The sequence below is a fragment of the Myxacorys chilensis genome, assembly GCF_059505265.1.
Genome location: NZ_JCACKG010000194.1, coordinates 63,497 through 84,156 on the forward strand (window position 1 = coordinate 63,497; position 20,660 = coordinate 84,156).

General features: G+C 47.7%; 16 protein-coding genes, 1 other RNA gene and 1 CRISPR repeat array. Of the genes, 14 read left to right on the plus strand and 3 right to left on the minus strand.

Going from position 1 to position 20,660, the window contains the following annotated elements:
- The first annotated feature begins 26 nt into the window (after window positions 1-26).
- The 4 genes from AC5JLB_RS17770 to AC5JLB_RS17785 all read left to right on the plus strand — a co-directional run bounded on the left by AC5JLB_RS17770 (window position 27) and on the right by AC5JLB_RS17785 (window position 3,171).
- Window positions 27-242: a RelB antitoxin-like protein gene (locus AC5JLB_RS17770; RefSeq protein ID WP_495875158.1), complete on the plus strand. Its 216-nt coding sequence runs from the start codon at window positions 27-29 to the stop codon at window positions 240-242.
- Window positions 243-597: 355 nt separating this feature from the next.
- On the plus strand, window positions 598-1,560 hold the full coding sequence (locus AC5JLB_RS17775; protein WP_495875159.1) for a hypothetical protein: 963 nt from the start codon (window positions 598-600) through the stop codon (window positions 1,558-1,560).
- 243 nt (window positions 1,561-1,803) lie between these two features.
- Window positions 1,804-2,049, plus strand: a complete 246-nt coding sequence (locus tag AC5JLB_RS17780) for a type II toxin-antitoxin system HicB family antitoxin (protein ID WP_495875160.1) — start codon at window positions 1,804-1,806, stop codon at window positions 2,047-2,049.
- Between the two features lie 267 nt (window positions 2,050-2,316).
- Window positions 2,317-3,171, plus strand: a complete 855-nt coding sequence (locus tag AC5JLB_RS17785) for an alpha/beta hydrolase (protein ID WP_495875161.1) — start codon at window positions 2,317-2,319, stop codon at window positions 3,169-3,171.
- Window positions 3,172-3,477: 306 nt separating this feature from the next.
- On the opposite strand, the gene topA is transcribed toward AC5JLB_RS17785, so the two are convergent.
- Window positions 3,478-6,234, minus strand: coding sequence for a type I DNA topoisomerase (topA, locus tag AC5JLB_RS17790; protein ID WP_495875162.1), 2,757 nt, complete (start codon window positions 6,232-6,234; stop codon window positions 3,478-3,480).
- A 493-nt stretch (window positions 6,235-6,727) separates the two neighbouring features.
- On the opposite strand from topA, the gene AC5JLB_RS17795 reads away from it, so the two are divergent.
- The 3 genes from AC5JLB_RS17795 (at window position 6,728) to AC5JLB_RS17805 (ending at window position 8,993) form a co-directional block, all read left to right on the plus strand.
- Window positions 6,728-8,356, plus strand: coding sequence for an NAD(P)H-quinone oxidoreductase subunit N (locus AC5JLB_RS17795; protein ID WP_495875163.1), 1,629 nt, complete (start codon window positions 6,728-6,730; stop codon window positions 8,354-8,356).
- A gap of 171 nt (window positions 8,357-8,527) precedes the next feature.
- On the plus strand, window positions 8,528-8,761 hold the full coding sequence (locus tag AC5JLB_RS17800) for a type II toxin-antitoxin system HicB family antitoxin (RefSeq protein WP_495875164.1): 234 nt from the start codon (window positions 8,528-8,530) through the stop codon (window positions 8,759-8,761).
- Entirely contained in the window at window positions 8,754-8,993 is a 240-nt protein-coding gene (locus tag AC5JLB_RS17805; RefSeq protein ID WP_495875165.1) for a type II toxin-antitoxin system HicA family toxin, read from the plus strand. Before AC5JLB_RS17800 ends, AC5JLB_RS17805 begins: the two co-directional genes overlap by 8 nt.
- A 90-nt stretch (window positions 8,994-9,083) precedes the next feature.
- Here AC5JLB_RS17805 and AC5JLB_RS17810 read toward each other — a convergent pair whose 3' ends face one another.
- A complete protein-coding gene (locus AC5JLB_RS17810) occupies window positions 9,084-10,064 on the minus strand; it encodes a tetratricopeptide repeat protein (RefSeq protein WP_495875166.1) in 981 nt (326 codons plus the stop codon).
- 59 nt (window positions 10,065-10,123) lie between these two features.
- On the opposite strand from AC5JLB_RS17810, the gene cobJ reads away from it, so the two are divergent.
- The 6 genes from cobJ to AC5JLB_RS17840 all read left to right on the plus strand — a co-directional run bounded on the left by cobJ (window position 10,124) and on the right by AC5JLB_RS17840 (window position 17,254).
- Entirely contained in the window at window positions 10,124-12,145 is a 2,022-nt protein-coding gene (gene cobJ / locus AC5JLB_RS17815; RefSeq protein WP_495875167.1) for a precorrin-3B C(17)-methyltransferase, read from the plus strand.
- Between the two features lie 53 nt (window positions 12,146-12,198).
- Window positions 12,199-12,726: a pentapeptide repeat-containing protein gene (locus tag AC5JLB_RS17820; RefSeq protein WP_495875168.1), complete on the plus strand. Its 528-nt coding sequence runs from the start codon at window positions 12,199-12,201 to the stop codon at window positions 12,724-12,726.
- Window positions 12,727-12,749: 23 nt separating this feature from the next.
- Window positions 12,750-13,934, plus strand: coding sequence for a 5-(carboxyamino)imidazole ribonucleotide synthase (locus tag AC5JLB_RS17825; protein ID WP_495875169.1), 1,185 nt, complete (start codon window positions 12,750-12,752; stop codon window positions 13,932-13,934).
- 55 nt (window positions 13,935-13,989) lie between these two features.
- Window positions 13,990-14,175: non-coding RNA, 6S RNA (ssrS, locus tag AC5JLB_RS17830), on the plus strand.
- A gap of 341 nt (window positions 14,176-14,516) precedes the next feature.
- Window positions 14,517-15,860 carry a M16 family metallopeptidase gene (locus tag AC5JLB_RS17835; protein ID WP_495875170.1) on the plus strand — a complete coding sequence of 448 codons (1,344 nt, stop codon included), beginning with the start codon at window positions 14,517-14,519 and terminating at the stop codon, window positions 15,858-15,860.
- Window positions 15,861-15,949: 89 nt separating this feature from the next.
- Window positions 15,950-17,254, plus strand: a complete 1,305-nt coding sequence (locus AC5JLB_RS17840) for a M16 family metallopeptidase (protein WP_495875171.1) — start codon at window positions 15,950-15,952, stop codon at window positions 17,252-17,254.
- Window positions 17,255-17,397: 143 nt separating this feature from the next.
- On the opposite strand, the gene AC5JLB_RS17845 is transcribed toward AC5JLB_RS17840, so the two are convergent.
- Window positions 17,398-18,345, minus strand: coding sequence for a DUF8619 family protein (locus AC5JLB_RS17845; protein ID WP_495875172.1), 948 nt, complete (start codon window positions 18,343-18,345; stop codon window positions 17,398-17,400).
- A gap of 937 nt (window positions 18,346-19,282) precedes the next feature.
- Window positions 19,283-19,747: direct repeats of the CRISPR family, unit length 37 nt; unit sequence CTTTCAACCTGCCTCAGTTGAGACAGGTGATTGCGAC.
- Window positions 19,748-20,250: 503 nt separating this feature from the next.
- Here AC5JLB_RS17845 and AC5JLB_RS17850 point away from each other — a divergent pair.
- Window positions 20,251-20,463, plus strand: coding sequence for a hypothetical protein (locus AC5JLB_RS17850; protein ID WP_495875173.1), 213 nt, complete (start codon window positions 20,251-20,253; stop codon window positions 20,461-20,463).
- Window positions 20,464-20,660 lie beyond the last annotated feature (197 nt).

Genomic DNA, 20,660 nt, shown 5'->3' on the forward strand with positions numbered 1-20,660 from the left:
CATATCTGTCATTTGAGGAAGGGAGTATGTTGTCTTTCAAAAAGAAAATCGTTACTGATGAGACGATGCAACCGATCGCGGTTCTAATTAATTACCAAGATTGGCAACAAATTGAGAAGATTTTGGAGGACTATCAGCTTGAAGATGAGACCCCAGATGATATTAGTGAATTTGAAGGCATTCTTCAGCTAACAGAAGATCCCTTAAAGTATCAGCGCAGAATCAGAAATGAATGGGAATAAACAGCCGAAGTTTGTCCTAGACACGAATATCGGCCTTGACTATCTTGGAAGAGGATTAGCTAGTTCATATGTAAAATCACCTTACAATCTTTTGCTGTATATGCTAATGAGTAAGATCTAATGAATCCGTATCCAATTGTAGAAAGACTCAACACAATTCAGCAAGTAATTGCCAACTCTGAAAGTTCAATAGCAGTGATTCGAGAATTGACTTCATATGTAAAATTACCTTACAATCTTTTGCCGTATATGCTAATGAGTAAGATTTAATGAATTCATATCAGATTGTAGAAAGACTCAACACAATTCAGCAAGCAATTGCTAACTCTAAAAGTTTAATAGCAGTGATTCGAGATTGACTTCATATGAACAAAAAACAAATGAGATTGCCAATAAAATTTTGTTAGCTGGCGGGGATATTAGTAAATTTAATCTCTCTAGAAACGATTATTTAACCCAAATCTACTCAGCTCGTTCTTTTCTGCAAAGTGCTGATATTGGAGCAGTATATGATGAGCTTCGAGACATAAAAAATGCCCTTGACTTAGTAGAGAAAGATTTTCAAGGTGAAGAATTTTTTGGTCGACTTGTTTCCCTATTTAATTTATTTAGAAATAAATATCAGCAAGCCCTTCAAGGATATCAAGACTCTGCAATCTGGGCACTCATAGATGCTTCAAGCAGATTTTCTATAACTTTAGAGAACTTTGAAGCTCAGACTCAATTGACCATCTCAAAGTTGCTTCCTCAAGCTGAGTATGATCACTCAGAACTTGAACAGCTTTCGCTTTTTCTAAATTCTGACTACCTTTACGCAGAAGTAGTAGAAAAGCTAGAAGCGATTCGGCAAATTTACTCAGAAGTGTGTCAGCTTCTAGAAATCTCAGAAACAGATTTTCCACTTCGAGTAATTAAGATTGAAACAGGCAGCCTTCACATAGGAATTCTCGGCAATAGCGAAGTCATTAAGTTTCTTACCTCTTGCATTCGTGATGTTGTTGATTTTTTCTACAGAAAACATACTTCAGAAGGTAAGCTTGCTGAAATTCCGAAAAATGCTCAAGCAATAGAAGCTGTACTTCATCTTCAACAAAAGTTAGATGAAGCTGGTATTGACACAACTGAGATGAAAGAACAGTTGCAGAAATCAGGCATCACATTAGGGCATCGGCTGAACTATCTCTTTTCTGGTGAATCTAAAGTTACTGTGAATGGTAAGCAATTTTTAACTAGTGCTGAACATGAAAAACAATATTTAACTGCTGCTAGGCAACACTTGCTTGAAGGTGCATCTGAGACAGATTCCGATGATAAATAACTCGTTTTTGTAAATAAACTCGATAAGCTAATCGAGCAGTTCAAGCGGGAACCACCAAAAATTTGATACTGTTTACCATCTCTTAAGTGTTCAGAGTTAAGGAAATGCGTTCAAAAGGAAGTCACCATACATTTCGTAATTTTGATGGGCTGAAGATTACAGTGCCAAAAACAGGCGGGAGAATGGTGAAAGGAGTATACATTAAGCAAATCGCTGCATTGTTAAAGTTGGAGGAATGGCAGGATGAGCCAGAAGATTAAGGAGAAGCTTAACTCTTTAGAAGATTACATCAACCTAAACTATGCCATTACCCTTTATCCAGAATCTGATGGTGGATACACTGTGATGATCAAGGATCTTCCAGGATGCATCTCTCAAGGTGAGACGCTAGAAGAAGCAATAAGCAATATCCAAGATGCAAAAGAGGCTTGGTTAGAGACAGCTTTTGAATTCCACGATGAAATTCCTTTACCGTCAGTAGAATATTAATTTCTTCAGGTTTATTAAAGATAATTTCAACGCGATCGCCAAGCAAATTTTACGCGGTGAGTCATTGACAGCGACACGATCTGTGTCAATGTGGGCGAAACAGAGCGCCTAGAGTTTAAGCGGTTGCCATCTGAAGTGCTGACAACGCAACAACACGCAGTTAAACTCTGCAAGTAGGGTGGAAAATTTCCACCCATTTTTTGCTTTGTCAAAAATTACGAACATCAATGATAAAGTGCAGTGATAAAGTTTCTGGCGAGATGTTGAATGGCTAGATTGATGGGCAAGCGATCGCGAAAGTTTTTGCTGCGATTTTCAATCTTTTATGGGTTGATCTGCGTTGCTCTTTACTTTCAACAACAGCGTCTCATTTTCATTCCCTTCCATGATTTAGAACACACTCCAAAGCTTTATCAACTTAAATACGAAGACGTTTGGATTCCCATTTCAACATCAGATGGCAAGGTTGAACGGCTACATGGTTGGTGGATTCCTGCTCAGAAACCTGGTGCTCCCGTGATGTTGTACCTTCATCACAATGCAGTTAACATCGGCGCAAACGTTAGTCAAGCATTGCAATTTCACAAACTGGGTTACTCCATTTTCTTGTTTGACTACCGAGGCTTTGGTCAAAGTGAAGGAAAATTTCCAACTGAATCTCAAGTTTACGAGGATGCTCAAGCAGCTTGGAATTATTTAACCCAAATGCGCAAGGTTCCTTCAACTCAGATCATTATCTATGGTCATTCTGTAGGTGGAGCGATCGCAATTGATCTCGCTGCCAAGCATCCAGAAGCCGCAGCATTAATTGTACAAAGCTCGTTTACAAGTATGCGTGATATGACTAAGCGGCTTGGTTTGTACTGGCTATTTCCAGTCGAATTGTTATTAGGACAAAAATTTGAGTCACAAGAGAAAATGAAATCTATAAAAATGCCCGTTCTCATTATTCAAGGTACTAAAGATCTACAAATTCCTACTGAGATGGGAAAGAGTTTATACGCTGCGGCAGCCTCTAATTCTAAACAACTGTTGATCATTCCAGACGGAGGACATGACAACCACATGGCTAAGGAGTACACCCAGGTTGTTCAGCAATTTGTTGAGCAAGCCGTAAAGTAGATTGTGCAAACTGCGAGTAGCTCAATTCGCACGAACTTTGATTTGCTCCGTGTGATCCTTTGGAGCTTGCAAAGCGATCGCAGAGTTCATTTGAACAAAACCAAGTTTCATCACGACAAAACCTGGTCGCGTTGTCACAAAACCTTATTTCATCCGAACAAAATTTGCTTTCATCGCGACAAAACCTGATCTTGTCGAAGCAAAACCTGGTTTTATTCGCGCAATCACAAGTTTTGTTAGGGTCACAAGCTAATAGAACTAACGCTCCTGCTTCGAGGTGATCTCCCACGACTAGTTAGAGCCAGATCACTCAGGCGTTTGAACCTTTTTTCGGGTACTAGTTGTCTTCTTTGCAGCAGCCGTTTTGGTCGTCGATTTTTTAGCCGTCGACTTCTTAGTCGTAGTCTTCGCCGCCGTTTTTGTCGTGCTGGACTTCTTCGCGGTTGTCTTCGCCGTTCCGCCCGACTTAGCCGAGGTTTTAGACGACTTGCGCCCTTTGCTCTTCGTACCTGCTTTGGCAGACAACGCCTCCACTGCCATATCCATCGTCAACGACTCGACGGTCTGCCCTTCGGGGACAGACGCATTCACTTTGCCGTGCTTGATGTACGCGCCGTAGGGACCATCGTAAACATTAACGGGTTCATCATCCTCTGGGTGTCCGCCTAGCTCACGAAGCGGTTTTGCAGCCCCCCGCTTGCCCCGTACCGCTTTCGGTTCTGCCAGCATTTCTAGGGCACGCTCAAAGGTAATGGTAATCACGTTATCGCCTGCTTTGAGCGATCGATAGTCTTTCTTTGGTTTGCCCGTCTCCTCGTCTTTGCCCACATCATGAACAACGTACGGACCATAAGGACCGATCGCGGCCTGAACCTTTCTACCTGTGTCTGGGTGCATACCCAGCATGCGAGGTAAGGACAGCAACCCCAGCGCTTGCTCCATCGTGACGTTCTCTGGATTCACGCCTTTCGGCAGGGACACGTTTTTAGGTTTCGGGTTCTCGTCAGTTTTGTCGCCAAGCTGAATGTAATGTCCGTAGGGTCCTAACTTGACATAAATCGGCTCCCCCGTCTCAGGATGCAGCCCAAGTTTGCTGGGTCCTTTCAGCAAGACCTCAACCTTCTCGGCATTGAGATCAGCAGGCGGTAGATCTTTAGGAAGGTTAATGTTGCCGCTTTCGGATTCGATGTAAGCGCCAGTCTTGCTAATGCGGATCTTGGCCGCTAGATCGTTAAGGTGAATGGTGCGGGCGTCTTTGGGATCGATGTTGCTTTCTCGATCGCGCACTTGAGTTTCGAGTCCTGTATTGCCGAGATAAAACTCTCGCAGGTACGGCAGCCAATCAATATCTCCATCAGCAATATCGTCCAGTTTTTGCTCCATCTTGGAGGTAAATTTTGGATCGACAATATCCGGGAAGTGCTTTTCGAGTAGATCTGTGACGGCAAACGCGGTAAAAGTCGGGATCAAAGCACTGCCAACAAGTTGAGTGTAACCTTTGTCAATAATGGTGCTAATGATGCTGGCGTAGGTACTCGGTCGCCCAATGCCTTCACTTTCCAACGTCTTCACCAAAGAAGCTTCGGTAAAGCGGGCGGGCGGTTGAGTTTCGTGCCCGATCGCATCCAAATTTCGACAGTCGGGATGATCCCCTGATCGCATCGCGGGCAGAATGAGTTCTTGATCTTCGATCGCGGCATTGGGATCATCTGATCCTTCGACATACGCTCGGAAAAATCCGGGGAAATCAATGCGCTTGCCGCTGGCGCGGAAGCCTGCATCTTCTACCCCAATTTGAACTGTGATCTGCGTTTGACGCGCTTCTGCCATCTGGGTTGCCACCGTGCGCTTCCAAATCAGATCGTAGAGTTGAAACTCTCGTCCTTTCAAACCCGTTTCGCGGGGAGTCCGGAAGGTGCTTCCAGAGGGGCGAATTGCCTCGTGCGCTTCCTGTGCGCCTTTGCTCTTGGTTGTGTATTGGCGAGGCTGAGGACTCAGGTAAGGTGTGCCGTACATGGCTTCAACACAACTCCGAGCCGCTGCGATCGCTTGACCCGACAGATGCACCGAGTCGGTTCGCATATATGTGATGTAGCCTTGCTCATACAAGCTTTGCGCCGTCCGCATCGTGTCGCGAGCCGACAAGCCAAGCTTACGGTTCGACTCTTGTTGCAGAGTTGAAGTAGTAAACGGCGGCGAAGGTTTGCGCGTCACAGGACGTTCTTCTAAGTCTGTTACCGTCCACTGTTTGTCCCCTAAGCGCTCTTGCAGCGATCGCGCTTCCGCTTCGCTAAGCAACACGACGTTTCGACCCGCTGCAACCTGTCCGGTGGATTCATCAAAATCGGCTCCGGTTGCCAGTTTGCGACCTGCCAACGTAACTAGCTTCGCTTCAAATTCGCTATTGGCTTTACTTTTAGCGTCCGTTTCAACGGCAAGCAGCGCTTTGAGATCCCAATAACTTCCTTTGCGGAAGGCGCGGCGTTCTCGTTCGCGATTCACCAACACGCGAACGGCGACGGACTGCACCCGTCCTGCTGATAGACCGTACGCAATCTTCTTCCAGAGGAGGGGCGAGAGAGTATAGCCCACCAAGCGATCGAGAATGCGCCGCGTCTCCTGCGCTCGCACCAGCCGCTCATCCACCTGACGGCAATTCTGAATTGCCTCCTGAATCGCCTCTTCTGTAATTTCGTGAAAGACCATGCGCTTAACAGGCACTTTTGGCTTGAGAAGCTGCAATAAGTGCCAGCTAATACTCTCTCCCTCGCGGTCTTCGTCAGTCGCGAGAACCAGTTCATCAGCATCTTTCAGCGCGTCTTTCAGCGTTTTGACAACCTTAGCCTTGTCTTTGGGGACTAGATAAATCGGCTCAAAGTTCGCCTCAACGTTCACCCCAAGCTCCCGCACTTTCTTGTCGGTAATGGAGGCAGGAACGTCACCCGTCGATTGCGGCAAGTCACGCACATGTCCCATCGACGCCTCTACCCGATAGCCGCGCGGCAAGTAGTTGCGGATAGTCTTTGCTTTGGTTGGAGATTCGACGATAACAAGAGTTGACATGGGTCTCGTTGAAGAAATTCGCAGTTCGACAGAAGGAAAGGCTCAGAGGTCTATCTCATCAATAGCACCAAATCTGAATAATCGTGGAGTTCGGATAACCAATCTGAGGGTCAAGACCAGCAGCGTAGGTTGGACAACAGCAGAGGATCACTCAGATGATCATTTATACAAACGGACTAGAAAAGAGATGAGTCATGGCTGCCCCTTCCTTAACTTATAACCATACCCAAGGAATGAAACGGATCCACCACCTAGATAAATTCAGATTTTGATTCTATGGAGCCTTGAATGAGTTCTCAAGACCTAGACTTTAGACCATAACGCTAGAAGAGTCTATTGATTAGGCTCTAAAGAAGGGATTTGACATTTAACGGGAACTAAACGAGGTTGCACGCTAAAATCCCTTATGAGGACCTATGACCGTCAGATCTACGGAATTTTAGATGCGTTCATCATAAAGTTTCGTTAATTCTGCTTAGTTGGATTTCGTTTTATGGATTTTGCTTCTCTTGCTGCTCAGTTAAATGCTGGCACGATCGTACCAGAGGCGATCGTAATCGTTACCTTGATGACGGTTGTGGTGGTCGATTTGATTATCGGACGCCAAGCGTCGATGCAGTGGACGCCCTACATTGCGATCGCGGGTCTGCTGGCCTCAGTTGGAGCGCTCTTCTATCAATGGGATATCGCTAACCCAATTAGCTTTATTGGTGAATTTAACGGCGATGCGCTCAGCGTTGTGTTCCGGGGGATCATTGCTCTATCGGCGGCAACAACGATTCTCATGTCGATTCGCTATGTCGCTCAGTCAGGCACCTCTCTAGCAGAATTTATTACAATCCTGCTTACTGCCACCTTAGGCGGTATGTTTCTGTCTGGCTCGGATGAACTGGTCGCTGTATATGTTTCGTTAGAAACGCTCAGTATTTCCTCTTATTTATTGACGGGCTATACAAAACGCGATCCTCGCTCGAATGAGGCAGCGCTAAAGTATTTGCTGATTGGAGCGTCGAGTTCGGCAATTTTCTTGTACGGCGCGTCGCTGCTGTACGGATTGTCAGGCGGAGAAACCAGACTCAGTGCCATTTCAGCGGGTATCGCGGCGGCTGGCTTGGATAAATCTATTGGGCTAGTGATCGCGCTAGTGTTTGCGATCGCGGGCATTGCGTTCAAAATTGCTGCTGTTCCCTTCCACCAGTGGACACCGGATGTCTACGAAGGGTCGCCAACGCCAGTCGTAGCGTTTCTGTCGGTGGGATCAAAAGCTGCTGGATTTGCTCTAGCGATTCGATTGCTCGTCACGGCCTTCCCGCTCGTGAGTGAGGAATGGCAGTTTGTCATGACGGCGTTAGCTGTTCTCAGTATGGTGCTGGGCAACGTGGTTGCGCTGGCACAGACGAGTATGAAGCGACTGTTGGCGTACTCGTCGATCGGTCAAGCGGGCTTTGTAATGATCGGGTTAATTTTGGGTACGAATGCGGGCTATTCCAGCATGGTGTTCTACCTGATGGTTTACCTGTTTATGAACTTGGGCGCGTTTACCTGCGTGATCTTGTTCTCGCTGAGAACTGGAACTGACCAAATCAGCGAATACTCTGGTTTATATCAGAAAGATCCCTTGCTAACCTTGGCACTCAGCGTTTGCCTGCTCTCGCTAGGCGGTATTCCTCCCCTCGCCGGGTTCTTCGGTAAGCTGTATTTGTTCTGGGCAGGTTGGCAAGCCGGTGCGTATCCGTTGGTGATTTTGGGTCTAGTGACGAGCGTGATCTCGATTTACTACTACATCCGCGTAGTCAAGATGATGGTGGTGAAAGAGCCGCAAGAGATGTCTGACTCGGTGAAGAACTATCCACCGAGCAACTGGACGCTGCCAGGAATGCGTCCGTTGCAGGTTGGCTTAGTGGCCGCCTTGATTGCAACATCGATCGCAGGAATTCTCTCGAATCCTCTGTTCACCTTGGCGAATGATTCGGTTCTCAAAACGCCGATGTTGCAACAGGCATTAGGGCGAACAAAAGCGCCGATCGCAGCGCAAGCTTCCCCTGAAAAAGCAGTCTCGAAACTTGCAGGAGATTTAGCGAAGAGTGCTGCCAGTCTTCCTAAGTCAAACGCTCAGAGTTAAGCAATTCTGAACCTGAAATTTGAAACAGCGCGATCGCAAAACGATCGCGCTGTTTTTGTTTTTGAATCTTGAATTGGACGGCACAATAGCTTCACAGACGAACCTTGCACTAATTACAACAAACCCTACACAATAGAATTAACAGAAGCATTGAATGCGTGATGAATTTAGATGAATTTAAAAGAGCATATTACAGCTATTATCCAGCTTGGTGAGCAACAAGGATATGTTGCGGAATGTTTGGAGATTTCTGTTGTGACTCAAGGAGCCACATTAGATGAAGTAGTTGATAATCTCCGCGAAGCAGTTGCCTTGCATTTAGAAGATGAAGACGCTACCCAGTTTGGGTTAATTGCCAAACCTTCTCTCCTAATTACATTTGAGTTACAGCCAGAATATGCCTAGACTCAAACGCTTAACGGGATCAGAAGTTATTGAGATTTTAGAAGCATTTGGATTCCAAATTCATAGTCAGAGAGGAAGCCATGTTAAGTTACGGCGCGTCGGTGCGAAGAGCAATGAAACTTTAACTGTGCCTAATCATAAGCAGCTAGATGTTGGTACTTGTAAAGCAATTTATAGACAAGCAACAAAATACATTGCTGAGCAAGAACTTTATTCTTACTTTTACGAATAGTGCAACAAAACCAAAGTCACTTTTTAACCAGTCGATCAAGTCCTAAACATGGGTGTGTTGGAGATGCACCTAATTATCTTGAGTTATCGACTACGCCCGCTTTGGGGCAGCACCTTGCTGAGCTTGATTCGTTAGCATCTGCCTTGCACCTTTGAGATTTTTGTGTCCGGTTTCGTAGCTTAGATCTAGACTAATGGCTTGCTCATACTGCTGGATCGCAGGTTGGAGTTTACCTTGGCGTTGCAGCACCATTCCTAAACCGTTGTACGCTAGGGCATGGCTGTCTCCTAACTTCAGCTTTTTCGCATTCGGAAGCTTGAGAGCTTGCTGATAATTCTGGTTGGCTTCTTGAAATTGTTTCTGCTCAACTAGGGCGTGCCCTAAGTAGATGTAAGTCCAAGTGTAAGTTGGGCTGAGTTCAATCGCGCGGCGGTATAGCGCGATCGCATCGTCCCATTTTTCCTGCGCGTAGAGTGCCCGCCCCAATCCAAGCAGCGCCAAGGTACGAGCATTGACGTTTTGTTTGGGTTTGTCGGCTACTGCCAACGCTTGTTCGTAAGCCGCGATCGCCTCTGAGATCTTCCGCTGCTCCATCAACGCATTTCCCAATCCAGCGTAAGCGGTTCCGTCTTTCGGATCTACTTGAATGGCACGACGGTAAGACGCGATCGCTTCTTCGGTGCGCTTTTGATCAGCAAGGGCATTTCCCATACCATCGTAGGCGCTAGCATCTTGAGGATTGATTTGGATCGCACGGCGGTACGACGCGATCGCTTCTTCAGAGCGATGCTGTTGAGACAAGACCTCCCCTAAGCCGTGATAGGCAGCCGCACTTTTAAGATCAATTTGAATCGCTTTGCGGTACGCTTCAATGGCGTCATCGGGCTTATTGCTGCTGCGCAATTCTTGACCCAAGTTAATGTAGTAGGCTGGATCGGTTAAGCCAACATCGTAGCGATCATCGGCTGCATAGGCGCTGACCGAATCAGGGGCTTCATCGCACCCGGCAGCAACCACACCTACGGCTAATGTCAGTACAACGGGAAGGGTGTGACGATTGGAGACTCGCATGATCTATATCTCACTAAACGCGATTTGTTCACAGTCAGCGCACCCTGAATTATTTTGCCTTGACCATCACAGACTCTAACCGAGCCGGTCAAGATTTTCAATGTTCTTTACAAAGCCCCGAACCATCCTTGTTTGAAGAATTTCTTCCACTTGCCGCGATCGCAACAACTCCCCTCGGAGCAAAGCGTTTACAAGTCCTAACAGAATTGTTGCAAACCACCCTCTGGGTGCCTGCTTCTGTAACTTCTGAAAGTTCGTGTATTCAAGTTTACCAGAAACCCCTACAAGATCATCTAGCTCAGCTTTGGGATCAGCAGAAAAGTTTAGTGTTTTGTTTAACTACCGGGGCAGTGGTGCGGCTGATTGCGCCGTTGCTTCAGAACAAAGAGACTGATCCGGCGGTGGTCGTGGTTGATGAAGCTGGAAAGTTTGTGATTAGCTTGTGCGGCGGGCATCAAGGAGGGGCAGATCGACTGACTCAACTGATCGCCCTCCAGATTGGTGCAACCCCAGTTTTAACAGGAGCATCCAATCGGCTGGGGCTGCCTGGAATTGATGTTTTAGGAGTGCCCTATGGCTGGACGAAAGGAGAGGGAGACTGGACGGGAGTAAGCGCTGCGATCGCGCGTCAAGATCCGGTACAGGTGATTCAGGAAACAGGATCTACGCTGTGGCGCTCGCACTTACCGAAGCATCATTCATTCCAATTTGGCTTTCCTGAATTCACAGCAACCGTTCAAGAAGAGGTGCTTGAGCCGACCGCGCGAGTTTGGATTAGTGCGATTCAACGGCGATTTGCGCCCGATTCGGGCAAGGTGCAGTGGCATCCAAGAGTGCTGTGGGTGGGGATCGGCTGTGAGCGAGGCACATCGAAAGCGTTGATTGGGCAAGCGATTCGAGAGGTGTTTGCGGCGCATCATTTGGCAGAAGGCGCGATCGCAGGCATTGCGACGATCGATCTTAAAGCCGATGAAGTGGGATTGCTCGATTTCTGTCGCGATTGGCTCCGCCAAGCTCCGAAGGATTGCGCATTGCCCCTAAAATGCTTTTCGGCTGAAGACCTCCGGAAAGTCAACGTTCCAACTCCGTCCGACGTGGTTGAGGCGGAAGTTGGAACGCCGAGCGTAGCAGAGGCCGCCGCACTATTAGCAGCAAATTTATTGGCAGCGGATTTTGTAACCGATAGAGCGGGGGCAAAACTCCTTGACACCAATCCCTCATCTGATCCCCATCCGCCGCTTCTGATCCCAAAACAGATCGTTCGGCAAGCCGGACAACCGGGCGCAGTGACGATCGCCGTTGCTCAATCGCCGCAAGAATACACCGGACGCACTGGAAAACTTTGGCTAGTCGGGATTGGACCTGGAGAACTTGCTCAAATTACGCCTGCGGCTCAAAGCGCGATCGCGCACGCTGATGTCGTGATTGGCTATTCTCTGTATGTCGATCTGGTCGCTCCAATTCTGCGTCCCGGTCAGATCGTCGAAGCCTTGCCGATCACTCAAGAACGACAGCGAGCCGAACGTGCGATCCAACTCGCTAATTGGGGCTTGACGGTCGCGGTCATTTCTTCCGGCGATTGCGGCATCTATGGCATGGCAGGCTTGGTGCTAGAAGAACTCCGCGCCCAAGAGTGGACAGGAACGCCCGACGTTCAAGTGTTTCCAGGCATTACGGCACTGCAAGCAACAGCCGCGCGAGTCGGCGCACCGTTAATGCACGATTTTTGCGCCATCAGTCTCAGCGATTTGTTGACGCCTTGGGAGGTGATTGAGAAACGACTGACGGCGGCAGCACAAGCCGATTTTGTGACGGCGCTGTACAATCCCAAATCTCAAACTCGCACAGGACAAATTGCGATCGCGCAACAAATCTTTCTTCAGCATCGCGATCGCGCCACTCCCGTTGCTCTCGTTCGCTCTGCCTATCGCCCAGATGAAGAGATCCGCTTCACCACTTTAGAAAAGCTGCTAGATGAACCCATTGATATGCTGACAACGGTTCTCATCGGCAATCAGAGTACGCAGATGTACTGCGATCGTATGATTACGCCACGCGGTTATCTCGGCTTTGGGAGGTGAACGCCCTCAAGCTCGATGCGATAAGCTGAAATGTGTTGCTTGTAGGTGACGGTATGGTGTTCAGACAACTTGCAGGGTTTGTGCTGGCCTGGATCATGATGGGTTGTCTCCTGATGACTTCTGCATGGGCTGATCCCGCACCCGTTGGAAAACGCTACTCCGAGCAGTATCGCCCTCCAGTTTCCTACGGCAACGCTGAATTACGAGGGCAAGATTTCTCTGGGCAAACCCTGAGACTGGCAGAATTTGCTAACGCCAACCTAAATCGGGTCAATTTTTCTAATGCCGATCTCACAGGCGCGGCAATGAGCGCTTCAACCATGACCGATACGAATCTGAGCGGCGCAACCCTGACTCAAGCCATGCTCGACCAAATTTTCTTTATTCGGGTTGACTTGAGCAACGCCAATCTCAGCGATGCGATTTTGCTACGCAGTGAGTTTCAGGATGTTAACATCGCAGGTGCAGATTTTTCAGATGCGATTCTCGATCGCGCTCAGGCGAAAGAACTCTGTAAAGTGGCAACAGGCGTGAATTCTAAAACAGGAGTGGAGACACGAGAATCGTTAGGGTGTCCTTGAGAATGAGGGATGAGGGATGAAGGATGAGGGATGAAAGTGTTCTTAATGAACGGGGGAGCGGTGATCAATTGGTGGTTAAACGGATTGGCGTGATTGGGGGCGGACAGCTAGCCTGGATGATGGCAGACGCCGCCAAGAAGTTAGGGATCGAATTGGTGGTGCAAACGCCTAGCAAGGATGATCCGGCGGTTGCGATCGCGCACAAAACCATCTTTGCACCCGTCGATGATGCCGCCGCAACGGCTCAACTCGCTGCCCAGACAGATGTCATCACCTTTGAAAACGAGTTCGTTAATCTAGAGGCACTGGATCATCAAGACATCGATTTTCGTCCCCGTTTAGAAACACTCAAACCGTTGCTAGATAAGTACGATCAGCGCTGTTTTCTGCGGGAGTGCAACCTGCCGACGCCGCAATTTTGGCGGCTTGAAGACTACTCATCCTCTCAGTTTCCCGTTGTTCTAAAAACGCGTCGTCATGGATACGATGGTCAGGGAACCTTTATTGTCAGAAACCAAACAGATTGGGAAGCCATCCTTCAAACGCTTAAATCTTGTCCGCTTCTAGTTGAAGAATTCATTCCGTTTGAGCGAGAACTTGCCGCGATCGGCGCGCGATCGCAGACGGGAGAAATCGTGGTCTATCCCATTGTCGAAACCCATCAGAAGCATCAAGTCTGTCATTGGGTCATTGCGCCTGCGGATATTCCCCAATCGGTTGCGGCTGATGTTGAAGCCATTGCCCGAACTATTCTGAGCCGTCTGGAAGCGGTGGGAATTTTTGGAATTGAATTCTTTCTTACAGCGGATCAACAAGTTCTAGTGAATGAAATTGCGCCTCGAACCCACAACTCAGGGCACTTCACGCTCGATGCTTGCGTTACCTCCCAATTTGAGCAACAGCTTCGTGCTGTTAGCGGTCTAGCGTTAGGCAATCCTGCTCTGAAGTCTAGCGGAGCCGTGATGGTGAATCTGCTGGGCTACGAAACTGCCCAGCACGACTATTCCGAGAAACGTCAGCGCCTTGCCGCGATTCCAAAGTCAGTTGTGCATTGGTACGGTAAGTCCCAGTCCCGTCCAGGGCGGAAGCTTGGTCATGTGACCGTTTTACTCGAAGCCCCCTCTGCTGCTGAACTGTATCAACAGGCCCTAACCTTAACCGAAACGATCGAAGCCATCTGGTACGAGGTGCCTGAGCAGTTCAGTTAGAAAAAGTTTGGCTAAAGCTACCACTTTGAAAGTTATCCGGTTAGAATAATCAAAGGTTGTACTGCGGTGTTGGTGACTGCCAATAATGTTTTATGATCTATGCTTTGTCACTTTCGGGAGCCAATAAGGTCTGACGGCAGTAAACTGGGCTTGTACCCAGAAACTTAAAGTTAGGCGTTCGGTACCCACCTGGTTTTTTACCAGGTCAAAAACTGAGGCAAGACGGCATTGCGGTACCCTATCTTTTTTAATCCCTCGCTAGCTATAGTGGGGGAATTTTTATTAGTAGACAAGCTCTGTGTGGACAGTCTACTGAAGTTTGCGTTTTATCAAGAATACCTTTCGAGCGATAATTTAACCTTGTCTTAATGCGAAGATGAGAGTCAGAATCGAATACGCAAGTCGCCGCAGATCTTTCTTTTTAATAATTCAGGCTACTCGCATGCACAAGCGACTTTAATTTGCAGTCGTAAAGATAGCGAGATAGCATGAAGACTTCCCGCGAAATTATTGCTTCTCAGTTTCTCAATTCAACCTTACTTAGTCTCAGTTGTACTCCCCTAATTCAGGTCAACACTTACCTTGAATTTTATTAGAACGTCCCAATCAACCCTTTCGTTACCAGCAACTCCCCTCAAACTGGCCAACAAACTAACGCTGATTCATCAATACATTCCAGGATGCGGAGTTGCTGCTGTTGATGTGTGGGTCAAAGCAGGCTCAATTCGCGAAATTGATCAGTGGTCGGGGATGGCGCACTTTCTTGAACACATGATCTTTAAGGGAACCAATCGCATTCTGCCGGGGCAGTTTGACTATGCGATCGAGGGTCGAGGCGGCATGACGAATGCGGCAACCAGCTACGACTATGCCCACTATTTCATGACCCTTGCCGCTCCAGATTTAGTCGATACATTGCCCTATTTAGCAGAACTGCTGCTCCATGCCGCGATTCCCGATGAGGAATTTGTGCGTGAGCGCGAGGTGGTCTTTGAGGAAATTTATCAAACCTATGACAGTCCGGACTGTCTTGCATTTCAGGCATTAATTGAAGGTGTCTATCAACGCCATCCTTACGGGCGTCCGATTTTGGGCACTGAGGAACTGTTAATGCAGCGATCGCCGTCTGAAATGCGAGCGTTTCATCGCGCCCACTATCAGCCGGAAAATATGACGGTTGTGCTGGTTGGCGACATGGATCAAGACGAGGCGATTGCTTTAGTCGAGCGATCGTTCCGAGATTTTCCATCTCCGGGCGATTGCCCTCAGCATGAGGCTGAAGCAGAACCGCCCATGACCGACATTCGGCGGCAAGAATTACGCTTGCCTCGACTAGAACAAGCTCGACTAATGATGGCATGGATGGGTCCCGGCATCGATCCTCTCATGCAGGAAAAGCGCGATGATGTCCTACCGTGGAACCGCTTTTCACCCGAACAACATCTTGATCCGATCAAAGATGCGTGCGGATTGGATCTGCTATCTGCCACGTTAGCCGAAGGGCGAACGTCGCGACTTGTGCAAGAACTCCGCGAAGAGCGTCAGTTGGTACAAGAAGTGAGTAGCGGATTTTCCTTGCAGCAAGAGTCGAGCTTATTTACAATCACGGCTTGGCTAGATGCCGAAAATCTGGAGCGCGTTGAAGCACTGATCTGCGATCGCTTCTCTCACCTAATCACCGCCCGAATAAACGAATCGGAATTAGAGCGCAGCAAACGCTTGCTTTGCAACGATCATGCCTTCTCGACCGAGACACCCAGCCAAATTGCTGGACTCTACGGCTACTATCACACCTTGGCAGATTTAGAGACTGCGATCGCCTATCCTCAATGGATCAAAGAATTTACCACTGAAGATCTGCAAAATCTGGCGAGTCAGTATCTTTCGCCCTACCGCTATGCGGCAGTCGTCGTTAAACCTCTGTAGCGTTAAACATCTGTAGTTCGCAACTCTGCACCTGAGCCGCTAGAATGAGGTGTGTTTCAGGCAGTTCCCGCGCCAAGGATTTTCTTACCGTGACTTCAACTATTGCGCTTCCTCAAAATCGCACCATTCATCGTCGCATTTTGAACAATGGCATCACGGTACTCGTGATCGAAAATCCGTCTGCCGACATTATTGCGGCGCGGCTGTTTCTCAAAGCCGGGACTCGTTGGGAATCGCGAGAAAAATCCGGGCTTTCTCACCTCCTTTCAGCCGTTTTAACGAAAGGAACTGAGCGGCTTTCCTCGTTAGATATTGCAGAGCGAGTCGAATCAATTGGCGCAAGTCTGGGAACGGATGCGGCATCAGATTACTTCTTGCTCAGCTTAAAAACAGTGTCGTCCGACTTCGCAGATATGCTGTCGTTGGCGGCAGAATTGATGCGATCGCCCACATTTCCAGAAGCCGAAGTCGAGTTAGAACAGCGGCTCACGCTACAAGCCATTCGTTCCCAGCAAGAACAGCCGTTTACCGTTGCCTTTGATCAGTTGCGTCAAGCGATGTATGGTCAGCATCCCTATGCGCTGTCAGGTTTAGGAACCGAAGAAACGGTGTCTCAGCTGACTCGTCAAGATTTGCAAGAGTACTATGAAACTCATTTTCGCCCCGATAATTTGGTCATCAGCATTGCTGGTCGAATTACTCCAGATGAAGCTGTTGCACTGGTAGAAGAAAGCTTTGGCGACTGGAGCGCTGGGTCAAAACAGCGCCCGATACTAAATTTTCCAGCGATCACGGGGCAGTCAAACGGAACCTCACCGACTGAACATCGGGTGACAACGCCTCAAGAAACGCAACAGTCCATTGTGATGTTGGGCTACTTGGCTCCTTCCCTGCAAGCGGATGGAGCTATGACCGATTATGTGGCCCTAAAGCTATTGAATACGTATTTGGGCAACGGATTATCGAGTCGCTTGTTTGTTGAGTTGCGAGAAAAGCGAGGATTAGCATATGAAGTGTCTGCCTTCTATCCCACTCGGCTCAACACATCGCATTTTGTCACGTATATGGGAACGGCTCCGGTCAATACTGCGATCGCGCTTGACGGACTCAAAACCGAGATAGATCGCCTCCAAACCACGCCTCTCACGTCAGAAGAACTACAAACCGCCAAGAATAAATTGCTTGGACAATATGCACTAGGTAAACAAACAAATTCTCAATTAGCGCAAATCTTTGGTTGGTACGAGACGCTTGAACTTGGTGTAGAGTTTGATACGCGCTTTCAGGAAGAAGTTGCGGCTGTCACGGCTGAAACGGCTCAAAGTGCCGCACTTCGTTGTTTTGGGACAGCTTACATCTCGCTGTTAGGCCCAGCGTCATTGATTGGCGAGTAATTTCTGTAGCGACGCAACTGATCGCATTTCCGTCATATACGACTGGTAGAACTGCACCCCATTCTGCTCTGTCAGTTTTAAACAATGACTCTTTAGTGTTGATAAAGACGGCAAAGAGCCTCAGACGTTAGTTGCGCCTAATGCTAATCGCGAGGATCGACTCGGCGATATAGATCGTTTCCGTTTGCACCAGTTTTTGGAATGCGCTTTCTAGGTCGTGCTTGAGAGTCGGCGCGGATAGAGTCTTCAGATGATTTAAGTGACCGAGAAGGGGAGTTTCTTCTCGGAGCTTCATCATACTGATCGTTAGGCTGATCATAGGCTAAGCGAGCAGAACGTCGAGGTACTTCAGTGCGAGAAGAACGTTGACGTTCTTCGGTGTAAAACTGCCTTCTTGGCGATTCGTCGTAATTCTCCTCAGACTCAACGTATCCATCCGCTTCCAACCTACGGCTCACCGCTTCAAATTCATCGCGCCGCAGGTAAGGATAATCGCTTACCCAAATTCCACTGCGAGGAATAAAGATGTCTGAGACTTTTGCAATTCGCCCCAAATCTGGGCGATTAGAGACGACTAGCAGTTCAGCAGCGTCTCCCGGCAAAATGGCTTGATGCTCTTGTCGAAGCGGAACCTGTAGCAAAGTTGTAAATCCTGATTCGTCCCCAACTTCTAGATTAATTCGGCGCTCTCGGTTTTCAACAACCACCAACTCGCCTCGATTGTTGACATTCTCTTCAGTGCTAATTAATTCGTCACTGAGGTAAACATCTAACACCTCTCCCTGCAAAAAACCAGAAAATTTATAGCGCCGGTAAGCGAAGTTCCGTAAGCTCGCTTGCAAAACTGGACTCCATAGCCAATAGACCAATGCAAACAATCCGATGAAGAACGTTACGCTTTGTAAGCTGTCTTGGAATTCTCCAGAGCCAAAAACCGCTCGAATTAAAAGGATAGACGCGAGGGCTGAGATAGACACGAGGATCCGTCTCAGAAAATCCGGAAACTTTCCCCAACAGTATTTGTATTGAGCGCCTGTCGCGACAAGCGGAATTAAATCTTCAAATTTTTTACGGCTAAGGGGAATTAGCATGAGTTGCGGCTTGCTTCGGTATAGCGAACTGAGTCTGTCTTAATTTTATCTGCTTTAGCTCAGGAGTTTCCGTCAAGCTAAATTTGAACCCACTTGAATGGGTGTTTTGGCAAGTGCAGGGAGAGAATTTACGGAATTCTTCTACGTGCTAAATTCAAAATTGATGTAAAAATGAGTACTTTCTTTGAGGGGGAATACCCGTAAGTATTCCATACTAGATTCAAATCTGAGGAACGCATTCGGACAGAGCTAAGCAACTAGGGGGCAACTAAGTTTGTTTAGTTTTTTTCGATAACAAGGCGTCCTTACAGGTAGACTGCCTGACTCTGGGGGCTTTTAAGAGTCAGGCAATTTTTTGTTTAAATGTACAGTGACTAATTAAATGTCGTCGGTGACAAATTAGTGTCGTCGAGACAAATTACGACAGAGCTAAGCAACTAGGGGGCAACTAAGTTTGTTTAGTTTTTTTCGATAACAAGGCGTCCTTACAGGTAGACTGCCTGACTCTGGGGGCTTTTAAGAGTCAGGCAATTTTTTGTTTAAATGTACAGTGACTAATTAAATGTCGTCGGTGACAAATTAGTGTCGTCGAGACAAATTACTTGTCGCGATGACAGATTGTTGTCATTTAAGCAGTAGTGACAAATTACTTGTCGCTATTTGAACATGTACTATGTGTAACTTAATTAGGAAGTGACAACAGACACTTTAGTGCTAACTGATTGAGCCAAGGTGGTACTTGTCTAGGCTCCTCGTGAATGAGACTCCTTGACCTTAAAGCCTGCACCTTCAAGCTAGACAGTCTACCTGTAAGCTTTCAACCCACCCTGTTCGCGTACGGGATTTGCATATCCTCGCTAGGAATCAAGCTCAGCAAATTGAGCCTTTTCAGAATAAGCGATTGCAATGATAATGGCTCACTGATCACATGAAGGATCGTTTAACCTGCTCCAATTGAGACAGGTGATTGCGACCTAAAGATCCAGGTCTGAGCGACATGCACCACATCCTTTCAACCTGCCTCAGTTGAGACAGGTGATTGCGACGACCGTTCCCGATAAGTATGCAACCCGGATTCTTACTTTCAACCTGCCTCAGTTGAGACAGGTGATTGCGACTTCAGAGTACTCGTTGGGTCATGCGTCGTTTATGCTTTCAACCTGCCTCAGTTGAGACAGGTGATTGCGACTTGGAGTGGCAACGGATACCGTCTTTAATCATGCTTTCAACCTGCCTCAGTTGAGACAGGTGATTGCGACCGTCGCTTTTGGAAGGAGCTGTTTAAGTCGATCGACTTTCAACCTGCCTCAGTTGAGACAGGTGATTGCGACCTGAATCCAGGCAAGCCCAATCTGGACGCCATGACTTTCAACCTGCCTCAGTTGAGACAGGTGATTGCGACCGCAGTCTTCTAGAACCCAAACCTGATGAAGGGTGTAGAAGATGTTGGTGCGGATCGCATTGCCTATCCCTTCTCCAGACCTAAGGTTTCAAAATTTAGAGATGATCTAACATCGTGAAACCCAGTGAACAAAGGAATATCAGCCTTTGCGCGGATCGCTGCAAGGAATTGCTCCTTTACGAATCGCTGAAATGAAGAATAGAAGCGGGTTCCCCCTTGATTGGGGGTGATTCGGTAGCCACTACAGCAGTACATCCGCGCCCTTTTTGCCGGGAGCGCACCTACGCCATAATTGAAGTAGACTAGCTCTTCAATCATGACTTAATCTCTTTTGAGAAGCAAAAGTTTCTCATCCGACGGCATCCGGGTGAGCAGCTACCAGGGTCAGAAAGCAAGACTGTCGGCAGACAGCCAAACTAACCCTCATTTTGCACGAAGCGTAGACTGCAAGCAGTCTACGCCGCGGCGCATTTAAATTATTCAGTTTTCAAGGTACAAAGCTTTTGGAATCGCCTTCTTCAAGCGCGAGCTTGATACGCTGCGATCGCGACATCTCGGGCTTTCTCTTCTATCTTCCCAGCACGCGGTTGTTTCGCTTCCTCGATCGCAATGCCAAGTTTGGTTGCTTGGCTCCGAATACTCTCAATGAGTCTGCCATAGCTCCAGCGGTGAACACTGGCACGGTACTGCTTGGCATATTTCTGCTGTCCCTCTAAGTAGCCTGGGCATTTCTGTTCTGCGGTAATGTCCCAGATATGTTGTTGTGACTGAGAGAATCTGCTGAAATAGAGGGTGAACTTATCTAATCCTTCAGCATCATGGTATTAGAGCCAATTCATTGTCCTGATTGTGCGGGAATCGGTAATGTCTCAGACATGTTGTTTGGGTCTAAATGACTAGTCCAAAGGCGATT

Excerpts from the sequence above, each read along its gene's own strand:
- topA (WP_495875162.1), bottom strand. The coding sequence starts at position 6,234 with ATGTCAACTCTTGTTATCGTCGAATCTCCAACCAAAGCAAAGACTATC.
- AC5JLB_RS17845 (WP_495875172.1), bottom strand. The coding sequence starts at position 18,345 with ATGCTAATTCCCCTTAGCCGTAAAAAATTTGAAGATTTAATTCCGCTT.
- AC5JLB_RS17810 (WP_495875166.1), bottom strand. The coding sequence starts at position 10,064 with ATGCGAGTCTCCAATCGTCACACCCTTCCCGTTGTACTGACATTAGCC.
- AC5JLB_RS17785 (WP_495875161.1), top strand. The coding sequence starts at position 2,317 with ATGGCTAGATTGATGGGCAAGCGATCGCGAAAGTTTTTGCTGCGATTT.
- AC5JLB_RS17795 (WP_495875163.1), top strand. The coding sequence starts at position 6,728 with ATGGATTTTGCTTCTCTTGCTGCTCAGTTAAATGCTGGCACGATCGTA.
- AC5JLB_RS17770 (WP_495875158.1), top strand. The coding sequence starts at position 27 with ATGTTGTCTTTCAAAAAGAAAATCGTTACTGATGAGACGATGCAACCG.
- AC5JLB_RS17825 (WP_495875169.1), top strand. The coding sequence starts at position 12,750 with ATGAGGGATGAAAGTGTTCTTAATGAACGGGGGAGCGGTGATCAATTG.
- AC5JLB_RS17800 (WP_495875164.1), top strand. The coding sequence starts at position 8,528 with ATGAATTTAAAAGAGCATATTACAGCTATTATCCAGCTTGGTGAGCAA.
- AC5JLB_RS17805 (WP_495875165.1), top strand. The coding sequence starts at position 8,754 with ATGCCTAGACTCAAACGCTTAACGGGATCAGAAGTTATTGAGATTTTA.
- AC5JLB_RS17780 (WP_495875160.1), top strand. The coding sequence starts at position 1,804 with ATGAGCCAGAAGATTAAGGAGAAGCTTAACTCTTTAGAAGATTACATC.
- AC5JLB_RS17820 (WP_495875168.1), top strand. The coding sequence starts at position 12,199 with ATGGTGTTCAGACAACTTGCAGGGTTTGTGCTGGCCTGGATCATGATG.